Source organism: Pseudomonas sp. GW460-12-10-14-TSB1, assembly GCF_017349775.1.
GTDB classification, from domain to species: domain Bacteria; phylum Pseudomonadota; class Gammaproteobacteria; order Pseudomonadales; family Pseudomonadaceae; genus Aquipseudomonas; species Aquipseudomonas piscium.
Genome location: NZ_JACNAC010000006.1, coordinates 84,473 through 101,821, shown reverse-complemented (window position 1 = coordinate 101,821; position 17,349 = coordinate 84,473). Strand labels below are relative to the sequence as shown.

Annotated in this window: 15 protein-coding genes; 9 read left to right on the top strand and 6 right to left on the bottom strand. The window is 64.4% G+C overall.

The genetic code is table 11. The features are described from left to right. The first annotated feature begins 272 nt into the window (after positions 1 to 272). Positions 273 to 554, top strand: a complete 282-nt coding sequence (locus J4D52_RS06115) for a hypothetical protein (RefSeq protein WP_009050624.1) — start codon at positions 273 to 275, stop codon at positions 552 to 554. Between the two features lie 2 nt (positions 555 to 556). After that, positions 557 to 1,078 carry an AlpA family transcriptional regulator gene (locus J4D52_RS06110; protein ID WP_063432873.1) on the top strand — a complete coding sequence of 174 codons (522 nt, stop codon included), beginning with the start codon at positions 557 to 559 and terminating at the stop codon, positions 1,076 to 1,078. A gap of 18 nt (positions 1,079 to 1,096) precedes the next feature. On the opposite strand, the gene treR is transcribed toward J4D52_RS06110, so the two are convergent. Next, the gene (treR, locus tag J4D52_RS06105) at positions 1,097 to 1,801 is read right to left on the bottom strand and encodes a trehalose operon repressor (RefSeq protein WP_063432872.1); all 705 of its coding nucleotides are present in this window, start codon (positions 1,799 to 1,801) and stop codon (positions 1,097 to 1,099) included. 337 nt (positions 1,802 to 2,138) lie between these two features. Here treR and treP point away from each other — a divergent pair, with 337 nt between their 5' ends. From treP to tadA, 7 genes are all read left to right on the top strand, one after another. Further along, positions 2,139 to 3,581: a PTS system trehalose-specific EIIBC component gene (treP, locus tag J4D52_RS06100; RefSeq protein WP_016703477.1), complete on the top strand. Its 1,443-nt coding sequence runs from the start codon at positions 2,139 to 2,141 to the stop codon at positions 3,579 to 3,581. A gap of 54 nt (positions 3,582 to 3,635) precedes the next feature. Then, the gene (treC, locus tag J4D52_RS06095; RefSeq protein ID WP_063432871.1) at positions 3,636 to 5,285 is read left to right on the top strand and encodes an alpha,alpha-phosphotrehalase; all 1,650 of its coding nucleotides are present in this window, start codon (positions 3,636 to 3,638) and stop codon (positions 5,283 to 5,285) included. Between the two features lie 109 nt (positions 5,286 to 5,394). Further along, a complete protein-coding gene (locus J4D52_RS06090; RefSeq protein WP_063432870.1) occupies positions 5,395 to 6,618 on the top strand; it encodes a carbohydrate porin in 1,224 nt (407 codons plus the stop codon). A 60-nt stretch (positions 6,619 to 6,678) separates the two neighbouring features. Further along, positions 6,679 to 9,216 (top strand): phosphoenolpyruvate--protein phosphotransferase, encoded by a 2,538-nt coding sequence (ptsP, locus tag J4D52_RS06085; RefSeq protein ID WP_102676060.1) that lies wholly within the window; start codon positions 6,679 to 6,681, stop codon positions 9,214 to 9,216. A gap of 2 nt (positions 9,217 to 9,218) precedes the next feature. Continuing rightward, positions 9,219 to 9,518: a PTS transporter subunit EIIB gene (locus tag J4D52_RS06080; RefSeq protein ID WP_063432868.1), complete on the top strand. Its 300-nt coding sequence runs from the start codon at positions 9,219 to 9,221 to the stop codon at positions 9,516 to 9,518. Between the two features lie 229 nt (positions 9,519 to 9,747). Continuing rightward, positions 9,748 to 11,124, top strand: a complete 1,377-nt coding sequence (locus J4D52_RS06075; protein ID WP_016703472.1) for a multicopper oxidase family protein — start codon at positions 9,748 to 9,750, stop codon at positions 11,122 to 11,124. Then, entirely contained in the window at positions 11,124 to 11,618 is a 495-nt protein-coding gene (gene tadA / locus J4D52_RS06070; RefSeq protein ID WP_053280726.1) for a tRNA adenosine(34) deaminase TadA, read from the top strand. The genes J4D52_RS06075 and tadA overlap by 1 nt, the downstream gene beginning before the upstream one ends. A 122-nt stretch (positions 11,619 to 11,740) precedes the next feature. Here tadA and cmoB read toward each other — a convergent pair whose 3' ends face one another. From cmoB to lon, 5 genes are all read right to left on the bottom strand, one after another. Next, positions 11,741 to 12,697 (bottom strand): tRNA 5-methoxyuridine(34)/uridine 5-oxyacetic acid(34) synthase CmoB, encoded by a 957-nt coding sequence (gene cmoB, locus J4D52_RS06065; RefSeq protein WP_016703471.1) that lies wholly within the window; start codon positions 12,695 to 12,697, stop codon positions 11,741 to 11,743. Next, entirely contained in the window at positions 12,694 to 13,437 is a 744-nt protein-coding gene (cmoA, locus tag J4D52_RS06060; RefSeq protein ID WP_009050613.1) for a carboxy-S-adenosyl-L-methionine synthase CmoA, read from the bottom strand. The genes cmoB and cmoA overlap by 4 nt, the downstream gene beginning before the upstream one ends. Before the next feature lie 205 nt (positions 13,438 to 13,642). Further along, positions 13,643 to 14,284, bottom strand: a complete 642-nt coding sequence (locus J4D52_RS06055; protein WP_063432867.1) for a lysoplasmalogenase — start codon at positions 14,282 to 14,284, stop codon at positions 13,643 to 13,645. Position 14,285: 1 nt separating this feature from the next. After that, the gene (locus J4D52_RS06050) at positions 14,286 to 14,678 is read right to left on the bottom strand and encodes a protease inhibitor I42 family protein (RefSeq protein WP_063432866.1); all 393 of its coding nucleotides are present in this window, start codon (positions 14,676 to 14,678) and stop codon (positions 14,286 to 14,288) included. Positions 14,679 to 14,851: 173 nt separating this feature from the next. After that, complete coding sequence (gene lon, locus J4D52_RS06045) at positions 14,852 to 17,272, bottom strand: endopeptidase La (RefSeq protein ID WP_063432865.1); 2,421 nt, start codon at positions 17,270 to 17,272, stop codon at positions 14,852 to 14,854. Positions 17,273 to 17,349: the final 77 nt, after the last annotated feature.

Genomic DNA, 17,349 nt, shown 5'->3' with positions numbered 1-17,349 from the left:
CTGCTGATCGTTCAGGCAACAGCAATGGCGATCGAGACCTTCGGGTGTCGATCGCCATTTGTGTTTCAGGGTCTTTAAAAAGCTCGGTTTCCAGCCCTCCCGTAATACCAGGAAAGACATGGGCCCATTGTCGCCCGCCTGGCCTGTGTACCCTCGACAGACATTCATCGAATTCCCAGCGGCGGCCTTTGGCGATGCCGGTGCAGGCGTTGAAAGAATTCATGGTTGTCAGTTGACAACCTTTTCATTGTTGACGAGACTGGAGGCCATGGATGGCTCGCACACCTCATCCCAAGAAAGACATTGAAATGGCGCTGCGTTACGCCGAGTGGCAGGGCTGGCGCGTCGAAGTCGGCGGTAGTCATGCCTGGGGCAAGATCTACTGCCCTTACAACAGTGAGGTGTGCCGGTGTGGCGAATTCTGCATCACCAGTGTGTGGAGCACGCCGAAAAATCCCCTCCAGCATGCCCGGGCGCTGTGCCGGGTAGTCGACAACTGCACGCTGAATCAGCTGCGCGGCGGGAAAGTCCCGCAACCTCGTCGGGAGTCATGACCATGGAATACCTGTTTACCCTCAACTACCTGCTGCCTGCCCACGACTGCGACCCGGACGTGCTGGTGGAGCGCCTTGGCGCGGGGGGCTGCACCGATGCGCTGGTCGGTACCGGGCTGGCGGGGCGCCTGGCGCTGGAGTTCAGTCGCGAGGCCGAAAGCGGTGAGGCGGCCCTGCTCAGTGCCCTGGGCGATATCAAGCGGATCATTCCGGATGCGCGGCTGGTAGAGGCCAGCCCGGATTTCGTCGGCCTGAGCGAGATTGCCGACATCGTCGGGGTCTCCCGGCAGAACATGCGCAAGCTGATGCTGAACCATGCCGGCAGTTTCCCCCTGGCGATCCACGAGGGCAGTGCCTCGCTCTGGCATCTGGCGGAAGTGCTGAGCTGGCTGGAGGCCCGGGGCGGTTACCAGTTGCAGCATCCGGTGATAGAGGTGGCGCGGGTCGCGCAGTCCGTGAACCTGGCCAAGGAGGCCCGCCGGGTCGGCGCCCCGAGCGCCGAGTTAGTGGCGCTGCTGGGCTGAGCGGGCTTGCCGCGACGGTCAGCGTCGGGCGACGTCCGAGAAGTAGAACTTGTCCAGGGTGTGGCGTGATTCGGTGTATTCGAACTGCCGGCCGTCCTGCAGAAAGGTCTGGTTGCTGACCACTATCACGTGGCTCTGGCCTTCGAGGTCCAGGTGCTGCTGGTCATCCCGGGTGCGTGGAATCGCTTCGATGGTCCGCTGGGCGTAGCTGATCTGCAATTGCAGGGTCTGCTCGATATAGGCGTAGATCGAGTGCTCGGCAATCTGCCGGTCCAGCCCCGGGATCAACTCGGCGACGAAGTGGTTGATGTCGAGAATCACCCGTTTGCCATCGATACGCCGCACCCGCTTGATGCGGGTAATCAGGCTGCCTTCCTCGGCCTGCAGGTGTTCGCGCAACGCGCCTTCGAGGGGAAACTGGGTGAACTCCACCACCTCGGTGCTGACATCGTTGCCCAGGCGCGGATAGGTTTCCTGGAAGCTGACAATGCCGCCCAGCTGGAACTCGATCGGGTGCGACGACAGCACAAAAGTGCCCTTGCCATGGATCTTCTGGGCGAAGCCGCGCTCCTGCAGCTGCTCGATGGCCTTGCGCACGGTGCCGCGGCTGGCCTGGTAGCTGTCCATCAACTCGGTTTCGGAAGGCAGGCGAGCGCCGCGTTCCAGGCGCTCGGTGGTGATACTGGCAAGCAGATCGCTGTAGATCTGGTTGTATTTACTCATGGGATGGCTCTGTGCCGTCTGCGCTCAAGGCGGGAACCTTAAGGGCCGTGAGCGGATTTGTCTATTTGAGACGCTGGGGTCGAACGCCTGACTGCGGGTGTCGAAGTGGCAATGAAACACCTTACAGCAGTTTAAGAATTTTCTGGTGCGAATGCTGTGCTCCGTCGGAGAGCATGGATCTAAAGCCGTTCTCGCACAGAAGAAACTCCCCACGACCTGGGTTTCGAAGCGGTATTCGCAAACTCGTCTGTACGAGTTGTTGCTTTAACTCGTACAGACGAGTATTTTTCGCTTCGGCGTGCTGCCAATAACAAAAAACCAAAGCGGAAGAACAAGCATGAGCCACGACTATTCCACGATCGCCAGCGAGTTGCTGCACAGCCTCGGTGGCGCCGACAACCTCGAACAAGCCGCGCACTGCGTCACCCGCCTGCGCCTGGCGCTCAAGGACCCGAGCCTGGTGGACAGTGCGACGCTGAACCAGATCGATCTGGTCAAGGGCTCGTTTTTCACCGGGGGCCTGTTCCAGGTGGTCATCGGCCCCGGCGAAGTCGAAAAGGTCTATGCCGCGCTGCGCCAACTCACCGGGCTGGCCGCCTCCACCATCGCCGACGTCAAGCAGAAGGGCGCCGACAAGACCAACGCCATGCAGCGCCTGGTGCGGGTGTTTTCCGATGTCTTCATGCCGATCCTGCCGGCGCTGATCATTGCCGGCCTGCTGATGGGGGTGAACAACCTGATCGGCGCCAAGGGCATGTTCATCGAAGGCCGCACCCTGCTCGAGGCCTACCCGACCCTGGATGGCGTGTGGAGCCTGATCAACCTGATGGCCAACACCTCCTTCGTGTTCCTGCCGGCCTTGGTGGGCTGGTCGGCGGCCAAGCGTTTTGGCGGTAGCGAAATCCTCGGCATCGTACTGGGCCTGATGCTGGTGCACCCTGACCTGCTCAATGCCTGGAACTACGGCAAGGCCGTGGCCGGGCTGGAGGGCCAGAGCCTGCCGTACTTCGACATCTTCGGCCTGTTCCAGATCGAGAAGGTCGGCTACCAGGGGCAGATCCTGCCGATCCTGCTGGCCGCTTATGTCATGAGCGTCATCGAAAAATGGCTGCGGGCGCGGGTGCCGAACGCGATCACCCTGCTGGTCGTGCCCATCACCACCATAGTGGTCACCGGCGTGCTGGCGCTGGCGGTGATAGGCCCGGTGACCCGGCACCTGGGGATCCTGATCACCGAAGGCGTGGTCACCTTGTTCGAACTGGCGCCGATGGTCGGCGGGGCGATTTTCGGCCTGCTCTACGCGCCGCTGGTGATCACCGGCATGCACCACATGTTCCTCGCCGTGGACCTGCAACTGATCTCGACCCAGGGTGGCACCTTCATCTGGCCGATGATCGTCATGTCCAACCTGGCCCAGGGCAGCGCGGCGCTGGCGGTGTTCAGCATGAGCCGCAACGCGCGGGACCGCAGCATGGCCTCGACCTCGGCGATCTCCGCCTATTTCGGCATCACCGAGCCGGCCATGTTCGGGGTCAACCTGCGCTACAAGTTTCCGTTCTACGCCGCGCTGATCGGCTCGGCGCTGGGCAGCATTTTCCTCTCGCTGAACAAGGTCCAGGCCTCGGCCATTGGCGTCGGCGGGTTGCCGGGGTTCATCTCGATCATTCCCCAGTACATCCCGATGTTCGTGGTCGGCATGGTCGTCGCCCTGGTGGTTCCGTTCGTGCTGACCTGCGGCTTGAGCATGAAGATCATCCGGCCGGGGTATCGCGTCGCCTGACAGATCGCGATAAGGCCCCCAGGGCCAGTACCCAACCCATTGAAGGAGCCCGCCATGCAAGACTGGCAGCGTTCGGTGATCTACCAGATCTACCCGAAGAGTTTCTACAGCCACAGCGGCCAGGCCACCGGCGACCTGCTGGGGGTGGTCGACAAGCTCGACTACCTGCACTGGCTGGGTGTCGATTGCCTGTGGCTCACCCCGTTCCTGCGTTCGCCCCAGCGCGACAACGGCTACGACATCAGCGACTACTACGCTATCGACCCGAGCTACGGGACCATGGCCGATTGCGAGCGGCTGATCGCCGAGGCCGGCAAGCGCGGCATCAAGCTGATGCTGGACATCGTGGTCAACCACACCTCCATCGAGCATGAGTGGTTCCAAGAGGCCCGCAGCAGCCTCGACAACCCGTACCGCGACTTCTACATCTGGCGCGACCAGCCGAACAACTGGGAATCCAAGTTCGGCGGTTCCGCCTGGGAATACGAAGCGCAGACCGGCCAGTACTACTTGCACCTGTTCGACCATACCCAGGCCGACCTCAACTGGGACAACCCCCAGGTGCGCGCCGAAGTGTTCAAGATGATGCGTTTCTGGCGCGACAAGGGCGTGGGCGGCTTCCGCCTGGACGTGATCAACCTGATCTCCAAGCCGGCCGATTTCCCGGAAGACGCCAGCGATGGCCGGCGCTTCTATACCGACGGCCCGAACGTGCACCCGTACCTGCAGCAGATGCATCGCGAGGTCTTCGAGGGCTTTGACCTGGTCAACGTCGGCGAGATGTCTTCCACCAGCCTCGAACACTGCATTCGTTACTCGCAGCCCGAGTCGAAAGAGCTGTCGATGACCTTCAACTTCCACCACCTGAAGGTCGATTACCCGAACCTGCAGAAGTGGATTCGCGCCGATTTCGACTTCCTCCAGCTCAAGCGCATCCTCTCCGACTGGCAGAGCGGCATGCAGGCCGGCGGCGGCTGGAACGCGCTGTTCTGGTGTAACCACGACCAGCCGCGGGTGGTGTCGCGTTTCGGCGACGACGGCGAATACCGGGTGGTTTCGGCGAAGATGCTCGCCACCGCGCTGCACTTCCTCCAGGGCACGCCGTTCGTGTACCAGGGTGAAGAGCTGGGCATGACCAACCCCGGTTTTACCCACATCGACCAGTACCGCGATGTCGAGACCCTGAACATCTACCGCCTCAAGCGCGAAGCCGGCGACAGCGAAGCAGACAACATGGCGGCGATCATGCAGAAGTCCCGGGACAACGGGCGCACGCCAATGCAATGGAATGCCGAGGCCCATGCCGGTTTCAGCAGCGTCGAACCCTGGATCGGCGTGCCGGCCAATGCCGCACTGATCAACGTCGAGCAGCAGCTGGAAGACCCGGATTCGGTGTTGCACCACTACCGTCAGCTGATTGCCCTGCGCCGTCGCGAGCCGCTGATCCAGGACGGCGAGTATCGCCAGTTGCTGGCCGAGCACCCGCAGGTCTGGGCCTATCTGCGCGAAGGGCAGGGCGAGCGCCTGCTGGTGGTGAACAATTTCTACGGCAGCGCCTGCGAAGTGCAGTTGCCGGAGGGAGTGATGACCGAGCGCACGGAGCAGCGCCTGGTCATCAGTAACTACGCGGACCATGAAACCCGCAGCCGCCAGCTGTTCCTGCGGCCTTACGAGTCCTTTGTCCTGCATCTGATCGACCGCTGACAACCTTCCCCGCAAGAGCGTGGCGTGCCCGGCACACCGCGAGCTTTCGCTCGCCGGTAGGGCGGCGCCTGCGGGGCACACACACAGAATAAAAATAATGGGGTGGCTTATGAAAACAACAATAAATCGCGGCCTTGCAGCATCTTGCGTCTGCCTGGCACTACCGTTCCCAGCCCAGGCCCTGGAGTTCGCCGGTTACCTGCGCAGCGGTCTCGGCACTTCGGTCAACAGCAGCTCGCAATCCTGTTTCCAGTTGCCCGGCGCGCAGTCCAAATATCGCCTGGGCAACGAATGCGAACAGTACGCCGAGCTGGAACTGCGCCAGGACCTCTACACCCTGGACGACGGCTCGGTGCTCAGCGTCGACGCCATGGCGTCGCTCTACAACCGGTACGACCGCAGCCTGACCTTCCAGGGCGACAACGGCTCGGCGCGCATGCCGCAGATGTATGCCCAGTGGTCGAACATGCCCAGCCTCAATGGCGGCTCGTTGTGGGCCGGTCGGCGTTACTACAAGCGCAACGACATCCATATCTCCGACTTCTACTACTGGAACCAGAGCGCCACCGGCGGCGGTATCGAGGACGTGCTGATCGGCGATCTGAAATACAGCTACGCCTTCTCGCGCAAGGACAACCTGTACCAGAAGGACTACATCAACCGGCACGATTTCAACGTCGCCGGTTTCAAGACCAACCCCGGCGGCGAGCTGGAACTGGGCCTGAGCTACATCGACAAGCCCGACAGCCGCGACGCCCATCGGGGTTGGGCCATCACCGCCCAGCATGTGCAAAAGGACTTCCTTGGCGGCAAGAACAAGCTGGCGTTGCAGTACGGCGAAGGCCCGGGAACCGGGTTGGGCTACACCGGCAATGTGCAACTGGACGACAGCAACAAGAGCTACCGTCTGGTGGAGTTTTTCGACTGGCAACTGACCCCGCGTTTTGGCGGGCAGGTCGAAGCGATCTACCAGAAAGACATCCGCCCCGACGGTAACGACCAGAACTGGATCTCCCTGGGTATCCGCCCGGCCTACGCCATCAGCGAGCAGTTCAAACTGGTCACCGAGCTGGGCCACGATCAGGTCGAGGCCCCCGGCGGCACGCGCAAGCTCAGCAAGTTCACCTTCGCCCCGACCTGGTCGCCCAAGGGCCCGGAGTTCTGGGCGCGCCCCGAGGTGCGCCTGTACTACACCTATGCCAGCTGGAACCAGGCCGCCAAGCGCGCGGCCAATGAGCTGGCGGCGGGTTCGGCGCTGTCCGACACCGGCGCCTTCGGTACCGCCAGGCATGGCGCGAACGTCGGATTGCAGGTCGAGTACTGGTGGAAATAAGCGATGCTGTCGGGGCTCGCGCTCCATCGGCACTTACAAGAACAAACAGCAGGTGAAGTCATGGCTACAACCCAACAATTGCAACTGCTCGCGCCGCTGTCCGGGCTGCTGATGCCCCTGGAGCAAGTGCCGGACCCGGTGTTCTCAAGCCGGGTCATCGGTGATGGCCTGTGCATCGACCCGACCTCGCAGACCCTGCGCGCGCCGCTGGCCGGTGTGGTCAGCAACGTGCAGGACAGTGGCCATGCGGTGAGCATCACCGACGACAACGGGGTGCAGGTGCTGATGCACATCGGCCTGGACACGGTGAACCTGGCAGGCAAGGGGTTTAGCCGCCTGGTGCAGGAGGGCCAACGGGTCGAGGCCGGGCAGCCGTTGATCGAGCTCGATGCCGACTACATCGCCGTGCACGCCCGCAGCCTGTTGACGCTGATGCTGGTGGTCAGTGGCGAGCCCTTCACCTGGCTGACCGCGGACAGCGCGCTGGTGGACAGCGGCCAGCCGCTGTTGCAGTTGAGCCTGGGCAAGCCTGCGCCAAGCGCGGAGCCCGAGGAAGAGGGTGAGGCGCTGTTCTCCAAACCCGTGCTGCTGCCCAATCCCAATGGCCTGCATGCGCGCCCGGCGGCGGTGTTCGCCCAGGCGGCCAAGGGCTTCAAGGCGAGCATCTGCCTGCACAAGCAGCAGGCCAGCGCCAACGCCAAGTCCCTGGTGGCGATCATGGCGCTGCAGACAGCGCAGGGCGATGCCTTGCAAGTCAGCGCGGCAGGCGCGGATGCCGAGGCGGCGATCAAGGCCCTGGCCGAGTTGCTGGCGAGTGGTTGTGGCGAGGCGGTGACCGCGGTGAGTGCCGCCGAACCCGTGGCGCCGGTTGCCGCGCCATCGGGCAAGTTGCTGCGGGGCGTCTGCGCCTCGACGGGGTCGGCCTTCGGGCAGGTGGTGCAGGTGGCCGAGCAGAAGCTCGAGGTCGTCGAGTTCGCCGGCGATCAGGCGGCACAGCGCGAGCAGCTCAAGCAGGCGCTGGCGCAGGCCACCGAGGTCTTGCAAGTCCTGCGGGACAAGGCCGCCAGCACAGCCCAGGGCGAGATCTTCAAGGCTCACCAGGAACTGCTGGAAGACCCGAGCCTGCTGGAGCAGGCCCATGCCCTGATCGCCGACGGCAAAAGCGCGGCATTCGCCTGGAACAGCGCCACCGAGGCCACCGCCGAGCTGTTCAAGGGGCTGGGCAATCCGTTGCTGGCCGAGCGTGCCCTGGACCTGATGGATGTCGGGCAGCGGGTGCTCAAGTTGCTGCTGGGCGTGCAGGACAGCGCCTGGACCCTGCCGGAGCAGGCGATCCTGATTGCCGAGCAGCTCACCCCGTCCCAGACCGCCGGCCTCGACACCAGCAAGGTGCTGGGGTTTGCCACGGTCGGCGGCGGGGCCACCAGCCATGTGGCGATCCTGGCCCGGGCCCTGGGGTTGCCGGCGGTCTGTGGGCTGCCGGTACAGGTACTGGCGCTGGCCAGCGGCACGCCGGTGCTGCTGGATGCCGACCAGGGTGAATTGCACCTGGAGCCGCAGCCGGCGGTGATCGAGCAGCTGCAGGCCCGGCGTCAGCAGCAACAACAGCGTCAGCGCCAGGAGCTGGAACAGGCGGCCCAGGCCGCGGTGACCCGCGACGGCCATCACTTCGAGGTGACGGCCAACGTCGCTTCGCTGGCCGAGGCCGAGCAGGCCATGGGTCTGGGCGGGGAGGGCGTCGGCCTGTTGCGTTCGGAGTTTCTCTACCAGGACCGCGGCGTCGCCCCGAGCCATGAAGAACAGGCCGCGACCTACAGCGCCATCGCCCGGGCACTGGGGCCGGAGCGCAACCTGGTGGTGCGGACCCTGGATGTCGGCGGCGACAAACCCCTGGCCTATGTGCCGATGGAACCTGAAGCCAACCCCTTCCTAGGCATGCGCGGGATCCGCCTGTGCTTGGAGCGCCCGCAGCTGTTGCGCGAACAGTTCCGGGCGATCCTCGCCAGCGCCGGGCTGGCCCGCCTGCACATCATGCTGCCGATGGTCACCCAGCTGGCGGAGTTGCGGCAGGCGCGGCAGATGCTGGAGGACGAAGCCCTGGCCATGGGCCTCAAGGAATTGCCGAAGCTGGGGATTATGATCGAAGTGCCGTCGGCTGCGCTGCTGGCTGACCTGTTCGCGCCAGAGGTGGATTTCTTTTCCATCGGCACCAACGACCTGACCCAGTACACCCTGGCCATGGATCGCGATCATCCGCGCCTGGCCAGTCAGGCCGACAGTTTCCACCCAGCGGTGCTGCGTCTGATCGCTACCACGGTCAAGGCCGCCCATGCCCACGGCAAGTGGGTCGGCGTCTGCGGGGCGCTGGCATCGGAGACCCTGGCGGTGCCGTTGCTGCTGGGGCTGGGGGTGGACGAACTGTCGGTCAGCGTGCCGCTGATTCCGGCGATCAAGGCCCGCGTGCGCGAGGTCGAGTTGAGCCCATGCCAGGCCCTCGCCGGGCGCATTCTCGGCCTGGAAAGCGCCGAGCAGGTGCGCGACGCCTTGCACCAGCATCAGCAATCGACGCTGGCCCCTTCACTGGTTCTGGAGAACTGAACATGTTCGAGAAATTGCAGCGGGCGTTCTGGAAGGCCCTGACCCCGGACCTGGTGCCTGACCAGCCGAAAGCCACAGCCCGCCCCACCGGCGATGCCGTCCTGAGCCCAGAGCTATTGGCAGCCCTGGGCGGGGCGAATAACCTCAAGACCCAGCAGCGCGTGGCCCTGACCCGGGTGCGGGTGGAATTGCATGATCCGACCTTGCTCGATGTTGTGGCCTTACGCAGTGCTGGCGTGCTCGGGACGATGGCGCTGGCGGGAGGCGTGGTGCATCTGCTTGTCGGGTTATCCGCGGCTTAGCCGTTGGCGAACGCACTCGATCGCGGGCAAGCCTCGCTCCTATAGGCGCCGCCCATCCGTAGGAGCGAGCGGGCGGCGATCCGACTTGCCCGCGATGGCGTCCTTTCAGGCACCGACGATCTGCCTGCGGCCGGTCGCCGCGCCGCCCTTACTGTTTCTCAACTGCGGGTGTATCGTATTCGCCTTTTGCGGGCCCGACCCGCCGCGGATACGTGAGGTAGTTGAGTCCATGTCCTTTACCCGTCGACAGATACTCGGTGGTCTGGCCGGTCTTGCAGTGGTTGGCGTGGGCGCCGGTGGCGCGTCGCGTTACTGGCTGGGCAAGATGGCCGACGCCGAGGCGGGCCACGATTATCAACTGATCGCCGCGCCGCTGGACGTGGAGCTGGTGCCGGGGCACAAGACCGAAGCCTGGGCTTTCGGTCCTTCCGCGCCGGGCACCGAGTTGCGGGTGCGCCAGGGCGAATGGCTGCGGGTGCGCTTCATCAACCACCTGCCGGTGGCCACCACCATCCACTGGCACGGTATCCGCCTGCCGCTGGAAATGGACGGCGTGCCTTACGTCTCGCAATTGCCGGTCATGCCGGGCGAGTACTTCGACTACAAGTTCCGCGTGCCGGATGCCGGCAGCTACTGGTACCACCCCCACGTCAACAGCAGCGAAGAACTGGGCCGTGGCCTGGTCGGCCCGCTGATCATCGAAGAGCGCGAGCCCACCGGTTTCAAGTACGAGCGCACCCTGAGCCTGAAAAGCTGGCATGTGGATGAAGCAGGCGCCTTCGTGCCGTTCAGCATTCCCCGCGAGGCGGCGCGTGGCGGTACCGCGGGGCGCCTGTCGACCATCAACGGCGTGTCCCAGGCGGTGGTGGAGATCCCGGCCGGGCAGATCACCCGCGTGCGCCTGCTCAACCTCGACAACACCTTGACCTACCGCATCAACATCCCCGGCGTCGAAGCGCAGATCTACGCCCTGGACGGCAACCCCATCGAGCCGCGGCCGCTGGGCAAGGAGTACTGGCTGGGGCCGGGCATGCGCATCTGCCTGGCGATCAAGGCGCCGCCGGCCGGCGAAGAGCTGGCGCTGCGCAACGGCCCGGTGCGCCTGGGCACCTTGCGCTCGGTGGCCAACAGCGACGCGCCGACCGAGTGGCCGCCGGCGTTGCCGGCCAACCCGATCGCCGAGCCGGACCTGGATAACGCCGAGAAGCTCAACTTCAACTTCGAGTGGGTTGGCTCGGTCTCGGTGAACGTGGACAATGGCAAGCCACCGAGCCTCTGGCAGATCAACGGCAAGGCCTGGGACATCACCGACAAGACCTGCGCCGACCGCCCGATTGCCACGCTCAAGAAGGGCCAGAGCTACATTTTCGAATTGAAGAATATGACTCAGTACCAGCACCCGATCCACTTGCACGGCATGAGCTTCAAGGTCATCGCCTCGAACCGCAAGAAGATCACCCCGTACTTCACCGACACCTACCTGCTGGGCAAGAACGAGCGTGCCCGGGTGGCGCTGGTGGCGGATAACCCGGGGGTGTGGATGTTCCATTGCCATGTGATCGACCACATGGAAACCGGCCTGATGGCCGCCATCGAGGTGGCCTGATGCGGCAGATTCGCCCCGCCCGGATCATCGATCGCAGCCGCGACCAGGACTTCATGCGTGAAGCCCTGGCCCTGGCTGCCCAGGGCGCGGCCCTGGGCGAGGTGCCGGTGGGCGCGGTGCTGGTGCAGGACGGGGAAATCATCGGCCGGGGTTTCAACTGCCCGATCAGCGGCAGCGACCCCAGCGCCCACGCGGAAATGGTCGCGATCCGCGCCGCGGCCCAGGCGGTCGACAACTACCGCCTGCCCGGCAGCACCCTCTACGTGACCCTGGAGCCGTGCAGCATGTGCGCCGGGCTGATCGTGCATTCGCGTATCGCCCGGGTGGTATACGGCGCCCTGGAGCCCAAGGCGGGCATCGTGCAGAGCCAGGGGCAGTTCTTCAGCCAGGGTTTTCTCAACCATCGGGTGCTGGTCGAGGGCGGGGTGCTGGCCGAAGAGTGCGGCGCGGTGTTGAGCGAGTTTTTCAAGGCGCGCCGGGCCAGTCGCAGTTGAGCATCTCTTTCTGTAGGAGCGAAGCTTGCTCGCGATGACGCCAGCCCGGGCAATGCATATCTTGAATCTGGCGTGACGTTCAAGATCGCTATCGCGGGCAAGCCTCGCTCCTACAGAGGCATTTATTTCCTGGCGACGATAACGGCGCGCATCGGCGCCGGCAGGCCTTCGATGGTCTTGCTGTGGTCGTTCGGGTCGAGGAAGTCGCTCAGCGACTGGTACTTCATCCACTCGGTGCCACGCTGTTCCTCGACGCTGGTCACGCTTACATCCACGCAACGCACATCGCTGAAGCCGGCGCGGCGCAGCCAGAGTTCCAGGGCCGGCACCGACGGCAAGAACCACACGTTACGCATCTGCGCGTAGCGGTCTTCCGGCACCAGCACCTGATGCTGGTCGCCTTCCACCACCAGGGTTTCCAGCACCAGTTCGCCGCCCTTGACCAGGCAGTCCTTGAGCGCCAGCAAATGCTCGATCGGCGAGCGGCGGTGGTAGAACACGCCCATGGAAAACACCGTGTCGAAGCCTTCCAGGTTGGCCGGCAGGTCCTCAAACGGGAACGGCAGGTGCCACACCGCGGGCTCCGACAGGTAACGCTGCACCGCCTGGAACTGGCAGAAGAACAGCCAGTTCGGGTCGACGCCGATCACGCTGTGGGCGCCGGCGCCGAGCATGCGCCACATGTAGTAGCCGTTGCCGCAGCCGACATCGAGGATGCGTTTGCCTTGCAGGTTCAGGTGCGGAGCGACCCGCGACCATTTCCAGTCCGAGCGCCATTCGGTGTCCACATGCACGCCGAACAGGTCGAACGGGCCTTTGCGCCAGGGCGACAGGCCCATCAGTGCGGTGCGCATCTGGGCGCGGGTGGCGTCGTCGCAATCGGTATCCAGGGTCAGGCCATTGAGCAGGTCGACGGTGCTTGGCTGGATCTTTGGCAGCGCGTCCAGCGCGCTCTGCCAGCGCTCCAGGTCGCCGTGGCCCTTTTCCATCTTGGTGTCGAGTTGCGCTTGCAGGGTGTTGGCCCAGTCGGCCAGCGGCGTACCGGCCAGACGGCGGGCGAGGGGGGACAGATCGATCATGGCAAGGCAATCAACGAGGCAAAGTTAAGACACTGGAACCACGGCACGACTTTCGAAAAACCGGCGGCCAGCAGGCGTTCGCGGTGTTCTTCGAGGCTGTCGGGCTTCATGACGTTTTCGATGGCGCTGCGTTTCTGGGCGATTTCCAGTTCGCTGTAGCCGTTGGCACGCTTGAAGGCGATGTGCAGGTCGGTGAGCAGCGCATGCTCCTCGGGGTCATTGAAGCGCAGCTTCTCCGAGAGGATCAGCGCGCCGCCGGGCAGCAGCGCCTGGCGAATGCGCCCGAGCAGGGCCAGGCGCTGTTCGGGGGCGATGAACTGCAGGGTGAAGTTCAGCGCCACCACCGAGGCGGGCTGAAACTCCAGGGCGAGGATGTCGCCTTCGATCACTTCTACCGGCAGCAGCTCCTGGAACATCGAGTCCTGGCCGTTGAGGTACTCGCGGCAGCGCTCGACCATGGCCGCCGAGTTATCCACCGCGATCACCCGGCAGCCGTCGGTGCGCACATGGCGGCGCAGGGCCTGGGTCACGGCGCCGAGGGACGAGCCCAGGTCGTAGAGCACGCTGTTCGGCTGGGCGAACTGGGCGGCGAGCACGCCGAGGTTCTCGACAATGGTCGGGTAACCCGGCACCGAGCGCTTGATCATGTCCGGGAATACCCGCACCACGTCCTCGTTGAAGGCGAAGTCGGGCACCTGGGCCAGGGGCTGGGCGAAAAGGCGGTCGGGTTCTTTGCTCACGGCGGTTCCAGCGGTGGAGATAGAAAGAGGGGCGGCATTTTAGCCAAGTTGGCGCGGCGATGCGCGGTCTGTCTGATAAAGCGCGGGGATCGGTCGTAAGACCACTGCGTGGTCTATCGCGAGCAAGCTCGCTCCTACAGGGGGAATCATTCCATGCAGGAGCAAGCTTGCTCGCGATAAGGTCCTCAAGGGCGCTGCCGGGCGATCAGATCTCGCGCTTTTTCGCGGTAAACGCCGAGGCCGCGATCCCCCACTGCCCCAGCCAGTAACTGAGGATGATCAGGTAGGGCGCGGCATCGAAGGCCACCACAAAACGGCTGATGCCGATCACGCTGTCGGAGAACACGAAGGCCACGGCGCCGGCGGCGGCCAGTTGCGCCGAGCGCTTGGGCACGTCGCTGCCCAGGCGGGCCAGGGCGCGCCAGAGCATGGCGCTGATGGCCAGGCCGTAGACGATCACCGGCACCAGCAACGGGCCCAGACCATGGCTGATCAGGATGCCCAGCAAAGCCGCGCCGGCGACCAGGGCCAGCAGCAGGGGCACGGGCGCCAGGCGCCGGCAATCGCTGGTATAGGCCTTGAGGTAGGCCAGGTGCGCGACCAGGAAGGCCCCGAGGCCGAACACGAACAGGTCGGCGGGCCAGGCCAGCAGCACGTCGCCGAGCAGGGAGAACAACAGGCCGAGGCTGATCCAGCGGCGATAGTCGCTGGGGGGCGCATCGTGCAGCCAGCCGAGCAGGGCCAGCACTGGCAGCGGCTTGACCAGCAGGCACAGCAGGGTGGCGTGGATGCTCAGGCCGTAGAGGAAGGTCACCGCGCCCATCAGCGCCAGGATCAGCCAGCCCATGTCACTTGACCGAAATGGCGCAGTCGAAGGCTTTCACCGGCGCGACTTCCGGGGCCCAGGGTTGCTGATAGGTCAGCAACAGGCGCCCGGTGCCGGCGGCGAAAGCCTGGAAGCGCCAGGTGGACTGGCCAGCGCTGCCCACCAGGCCGCGGTCTTCGGGGTTGCTGTAGACCTCGGGGCTGACTTTGCGCAGCACGCCGCCGGCCGAGTCCTGGATCGCCCAGCGATAACCCGTGCTGGGGTTGCTCGGCAGGGTCAGGATCAGGTTTTGCCCGTTGCTCAGTTGCACTGGGCATTCGCTCTGGTTCTCGACCGTGACGTTTTGCTTGGGTTGGCTGGCGCAGGCGGCGAGCAGGGCAAGGCTGAGGGGCAGCAGCAGACGAATCGGTGACATGGGTCAGAAAGCTCCGGTCATGACAAAGGGCGAGCATAACCGAAGATTGAGGAATCTGTGGTGGGGTAGAGATTCTGTAGGAGCGAGGCTTGCCCGCGATGGCCTCGCTGCGGTGTGCCTGACACACCGCGGCGTTTAGATCGCGGGCAAGCTCCGCTCCTACAGGTTTGCGTTTAGAACAGCACTTTCGCCACATCGGCGAAACGCTTGGCGAAGTGCACGGTGATGCCTTCCTTGAGGTAGTCCGGTAGCTCTTCGAAGTGGCCGCGGTTGGCTTCCGGCAGGATCAGCTCGAAGAGCTTCTGCCGGCGCGCCGCGATGACTTTCTCACGCACCCCGCCGATCGGCAGAACATGCCCGGTCAGGGTCAGCTCGCCGGTCATGGCCACGCCCTTTTTCGGCGGCTGGCTGCGTGCCAGGGACAGCAGGGCGCTGGCCATGGTCACCCCGGCGCTTGGGCCATCCTTCGGCGTGGCGCCTTCCGGCACGTGCAGGTGGACGAACGCCTCGTCGAAGAACTTCGCATCGCCACCGAACTGCTTGAGGTGCGAGGTGACATAGCTGTAGGCGATTTCCGCCGACTCCTTCATCACATCCCCCAGTTGTCCGGTGAGCTTGAAGCCACGGTTGAGGGTGTGAATCCGCGTGGCTTCGATCGGCAGCGTGGCGCCGCCCATGCTGGTCCAGGCCAGGCCGGTGATCACCCCGGTGCCGCTGAGCACCTGCTCGTTGCGGAACACCGGCATGCCCAGGGAGGCTTCCAGGTCTTTCGGGCCGAGCTTGATCACCGCGTCCGGTTCTTCCAGCAGCCGTACCACGGCCTTGCGCACCAGCTTGCCCAGCTGTTTTTCCAGCTGGCGCACGCCGGACTCGCGGGCGTAACCATCGATCACCGCGCGCAGGGCCGCATCGCTGATGCTCAGGCTGGCCTTGGACACCCCGGCCTTCTCCAGCTGCTTGGGCCACAGGTGGCGCTTGGCGATGGCCAGTTTTTCTTCGGTGATGTAGCCCGACAGGCGAATCACTTCCATGCGGTCCAGCAACGGGCCGGGAATCGAATCCAGGGTATTGGCGGTGCACACGAACAGCACTTTCGACAGGTCCAGGCGCAGGTCCAGGTAGTGGTCGAGGAATTCCACGTTCTGTTCCGGGTCGAGGGTTTCCAGCAGCGCCGAGGCCGGGTCGCCCTGGTAGCTCTGGCCCATCTTGTCGATCTCGTCGAGCATGATCACCGGGTTCATCACTTCGACGTCTTTCAATGCCTGCACCAGCTTGCCCGGCAAGGCGCCGATGTAGGTGCGGCGGTGGCCCTTGATCTCGGCCTCGTCACGCATGCCGCCGACGCTGAAGCGGTAGAACGGCCGGCCCAGGGATTCGGCGATGGACTTGCCGACGCTGGTCTTGCCCACACCGGGCGGGCCCACCAGCAGCACGATGGAACCGCTGATCTCGCCCTTGTAGGCGCCGACCGCGAGGAATTCGAGGATCCGGCTCTTGATGTCGTCGAGCCCGGCGTGATGCTGGTCCAGCACCTTGCGCGCATGCTTGAGGTCGAGCTTGTCCTCGCCGTACACGCCCCAGGGCACCGCGGTGGCCCACTCCAGGTAGTTGCGGGTGACCGCGTACTCCGGCGAGCCGGTCTCGAGGATCGACAGCTTGTTCATCTCCTCTTCGATGCGTTTCTGCGCCTGGGGCGGCAGGACCTTGCCGGTCAGGCGCTGCTCGAACTGCTCGATGTCGGCGCTGCGATCGTCCTTGGTCAGCCCCAGCTCCTGCTGGATGACCTTGAGCTGTTCCTTGAGGAAGAACTCGCGCTGGTGCTCGCCGATCTTGCGATTGACCTCGGCGGAAATCTCTTTCTGCAGGCGCGCGACCTCGACCTCCTTGCGCAGCATCGGCAGGACTTTTTCCATGCGCTTGAGCATCGGCACGCAGTCCAGCACTTCCTGCAGTTCGTTGCCGGTGGCCGAGGTCAGCGCGGCGGCGAAGTCGGTCAGCGGCGACGGGTCGTTGGGGCTGAAGCGGTTGAGGTAGTTCTTCAGCTCTTCGCTGTACAGCGGGTTGAGCGGCAGCAGTTCCTTGATCGCGTTGATCAGCGCCATGCCGTAGGCCTTGACCTCGTCGGTCGGCTCGCTCGGCTGGTGCGGGTACTCGACCTCCACCAGGTACGGCGGGCGATGGTGCTTGAGCCAGGTGCGGATGCGCACGCGGGTCAGGCCCTGGGCGACGAACTGCAACTTGCCGTTCTCGCGGCTGGCGTGGTGCACCTTGACCAGGGTGCCGTACAGCGGCAGGGCCGAGGTGTCGAAATGCCGTGGGTCTTCCGGTGGGGTGTCCATGAAGAACAGCGCCAGCGAATGGTGTTCGGACTTGCTCACCAATTCCAGGGTTTCGGCCCAGGGTTCTTCGTTGACGATCACCGGCAAAACTTGCGCGGGGAAGAACGGCCGATTGTGGATCGGGATGATGTAGACCTTGTCCGGCAGATTCTGCCCGGGCAGGGCCAGGCCCTTGCCGGAGGACGTATGGAGTTCGGCGTTTTCCGGGTCGGCGTATTCACTCATGGTTTCAGGAAGTTCTTGCTGGTCGCTCATGGGGCACCTGCGCAATGGGGTATGCGAAGTTAGATGGGGCAGGTGACGGACGGTTTCAATGGCCCATGGGCCGGATC

What these genes read in the sequence shown, in the direction of transcription:
- treP (WP_016703477.1), top strand. Translation starts at nt 2,139, where the DNA reads ATGAGCCACGACTATTCCACGATCGCCAGCGAGTTGCTGCACAGCCTC.
- J4D52_RS06110 (WP_063432873.1), top strand. Translation starts at nt 557, where the DNA reads ATGGAATACCTGTTTACCCTCAACTACCTGCTGCCTGCCCACGACTGC.
- cmoB (WP_016703471.1), bottom strand. Translation starts at nt 12,697, where the DNA reads ATGATCGATCTGTCCCCCCTCGCCCGCCGTCTGGCCGGTACGCCGCTG.
- J4D52_RS06050 (WP_063432866.1), bottom strand. Translation starts at nt 14,678, where the DNA reads ATGTCACCGATTCGTCTGCTGCTGCCCCTCAGCCTTGCCCTGCTCGCC.
- treR (WP_063432872.1), bottom strand. Translation starts at nt 1,801, where the DNA reads ATGAGTAAATACAACCAGATCTACAGCGATCTGCTTGCCAGTATCACC.
- treC (WP_063432871.1), top strand. Translation starts at nt 3,636, where the DNA reads ATGCAAGACTGGCAGCGTTCGGTGATCTACCAGATCTACCCGAAGAGT.
- tadA (WP_053280726.1), top strand. Translation starts at nt 11,124, where the DNA reads ATGCGGCAGATTCGCCCCGCCCGGATCATCGATCGCAGCCGCGACCAG.
- J4D52_RS06080 (WP_063432868.1), top strand. Translation starts at nt 9,219, where the DNA reads ATGTTCGAGAAATTGCAGCGGGCGTTCTGGAAGGCCCTGACCCCGGAC.
- lon (WP_063432865.1), bottom strand. Translation starts at nt 17,272, where the DNA reads ATGAGCGACCAGCAAGAACTTCCTGAAACCATGAGTGAATACGCCGAC.
- J4D52_RS06075 (WP_016703472.1), top strand. Translation starts at nt 9,748, where the DNA reads ATGTCCTTTACCCGTCGACAGATACTCGGTGGTCTGGCCGGTCTTGCA.
- J4D52_RS06055 (WP_063432867.1), bottom strand. Translation starts at nt 14,284, where the DNA reads ATGGGCTGGCTGATCCTGGCGCTGATGGGCGCGGTGACCTTCCTCTAC.
- ptsP (WP_102676060.1), top strand. Translation starts at nt 6,679, where the DNA reads ATGGCTACAACCCAACAATTGCAACTGCTCGCGCCGCTGTCCGGGCTG.
- J4D52_RS06090 (WP_063432870.1), top strand. Translation starts at nt 5,395, where the DNA reads ATGAAAACAACAATAAATCGCGGCCTTGCAGCATCTTGCGTCTGCCTG.
- J4D52_RS06115 (WP_009050624.1), top strand. Translation starts at nt 273, where the DNA reads ATGGCTCGCACACCTCATCCCAAGAAAGACATTGAAATGGCGCTGCGT.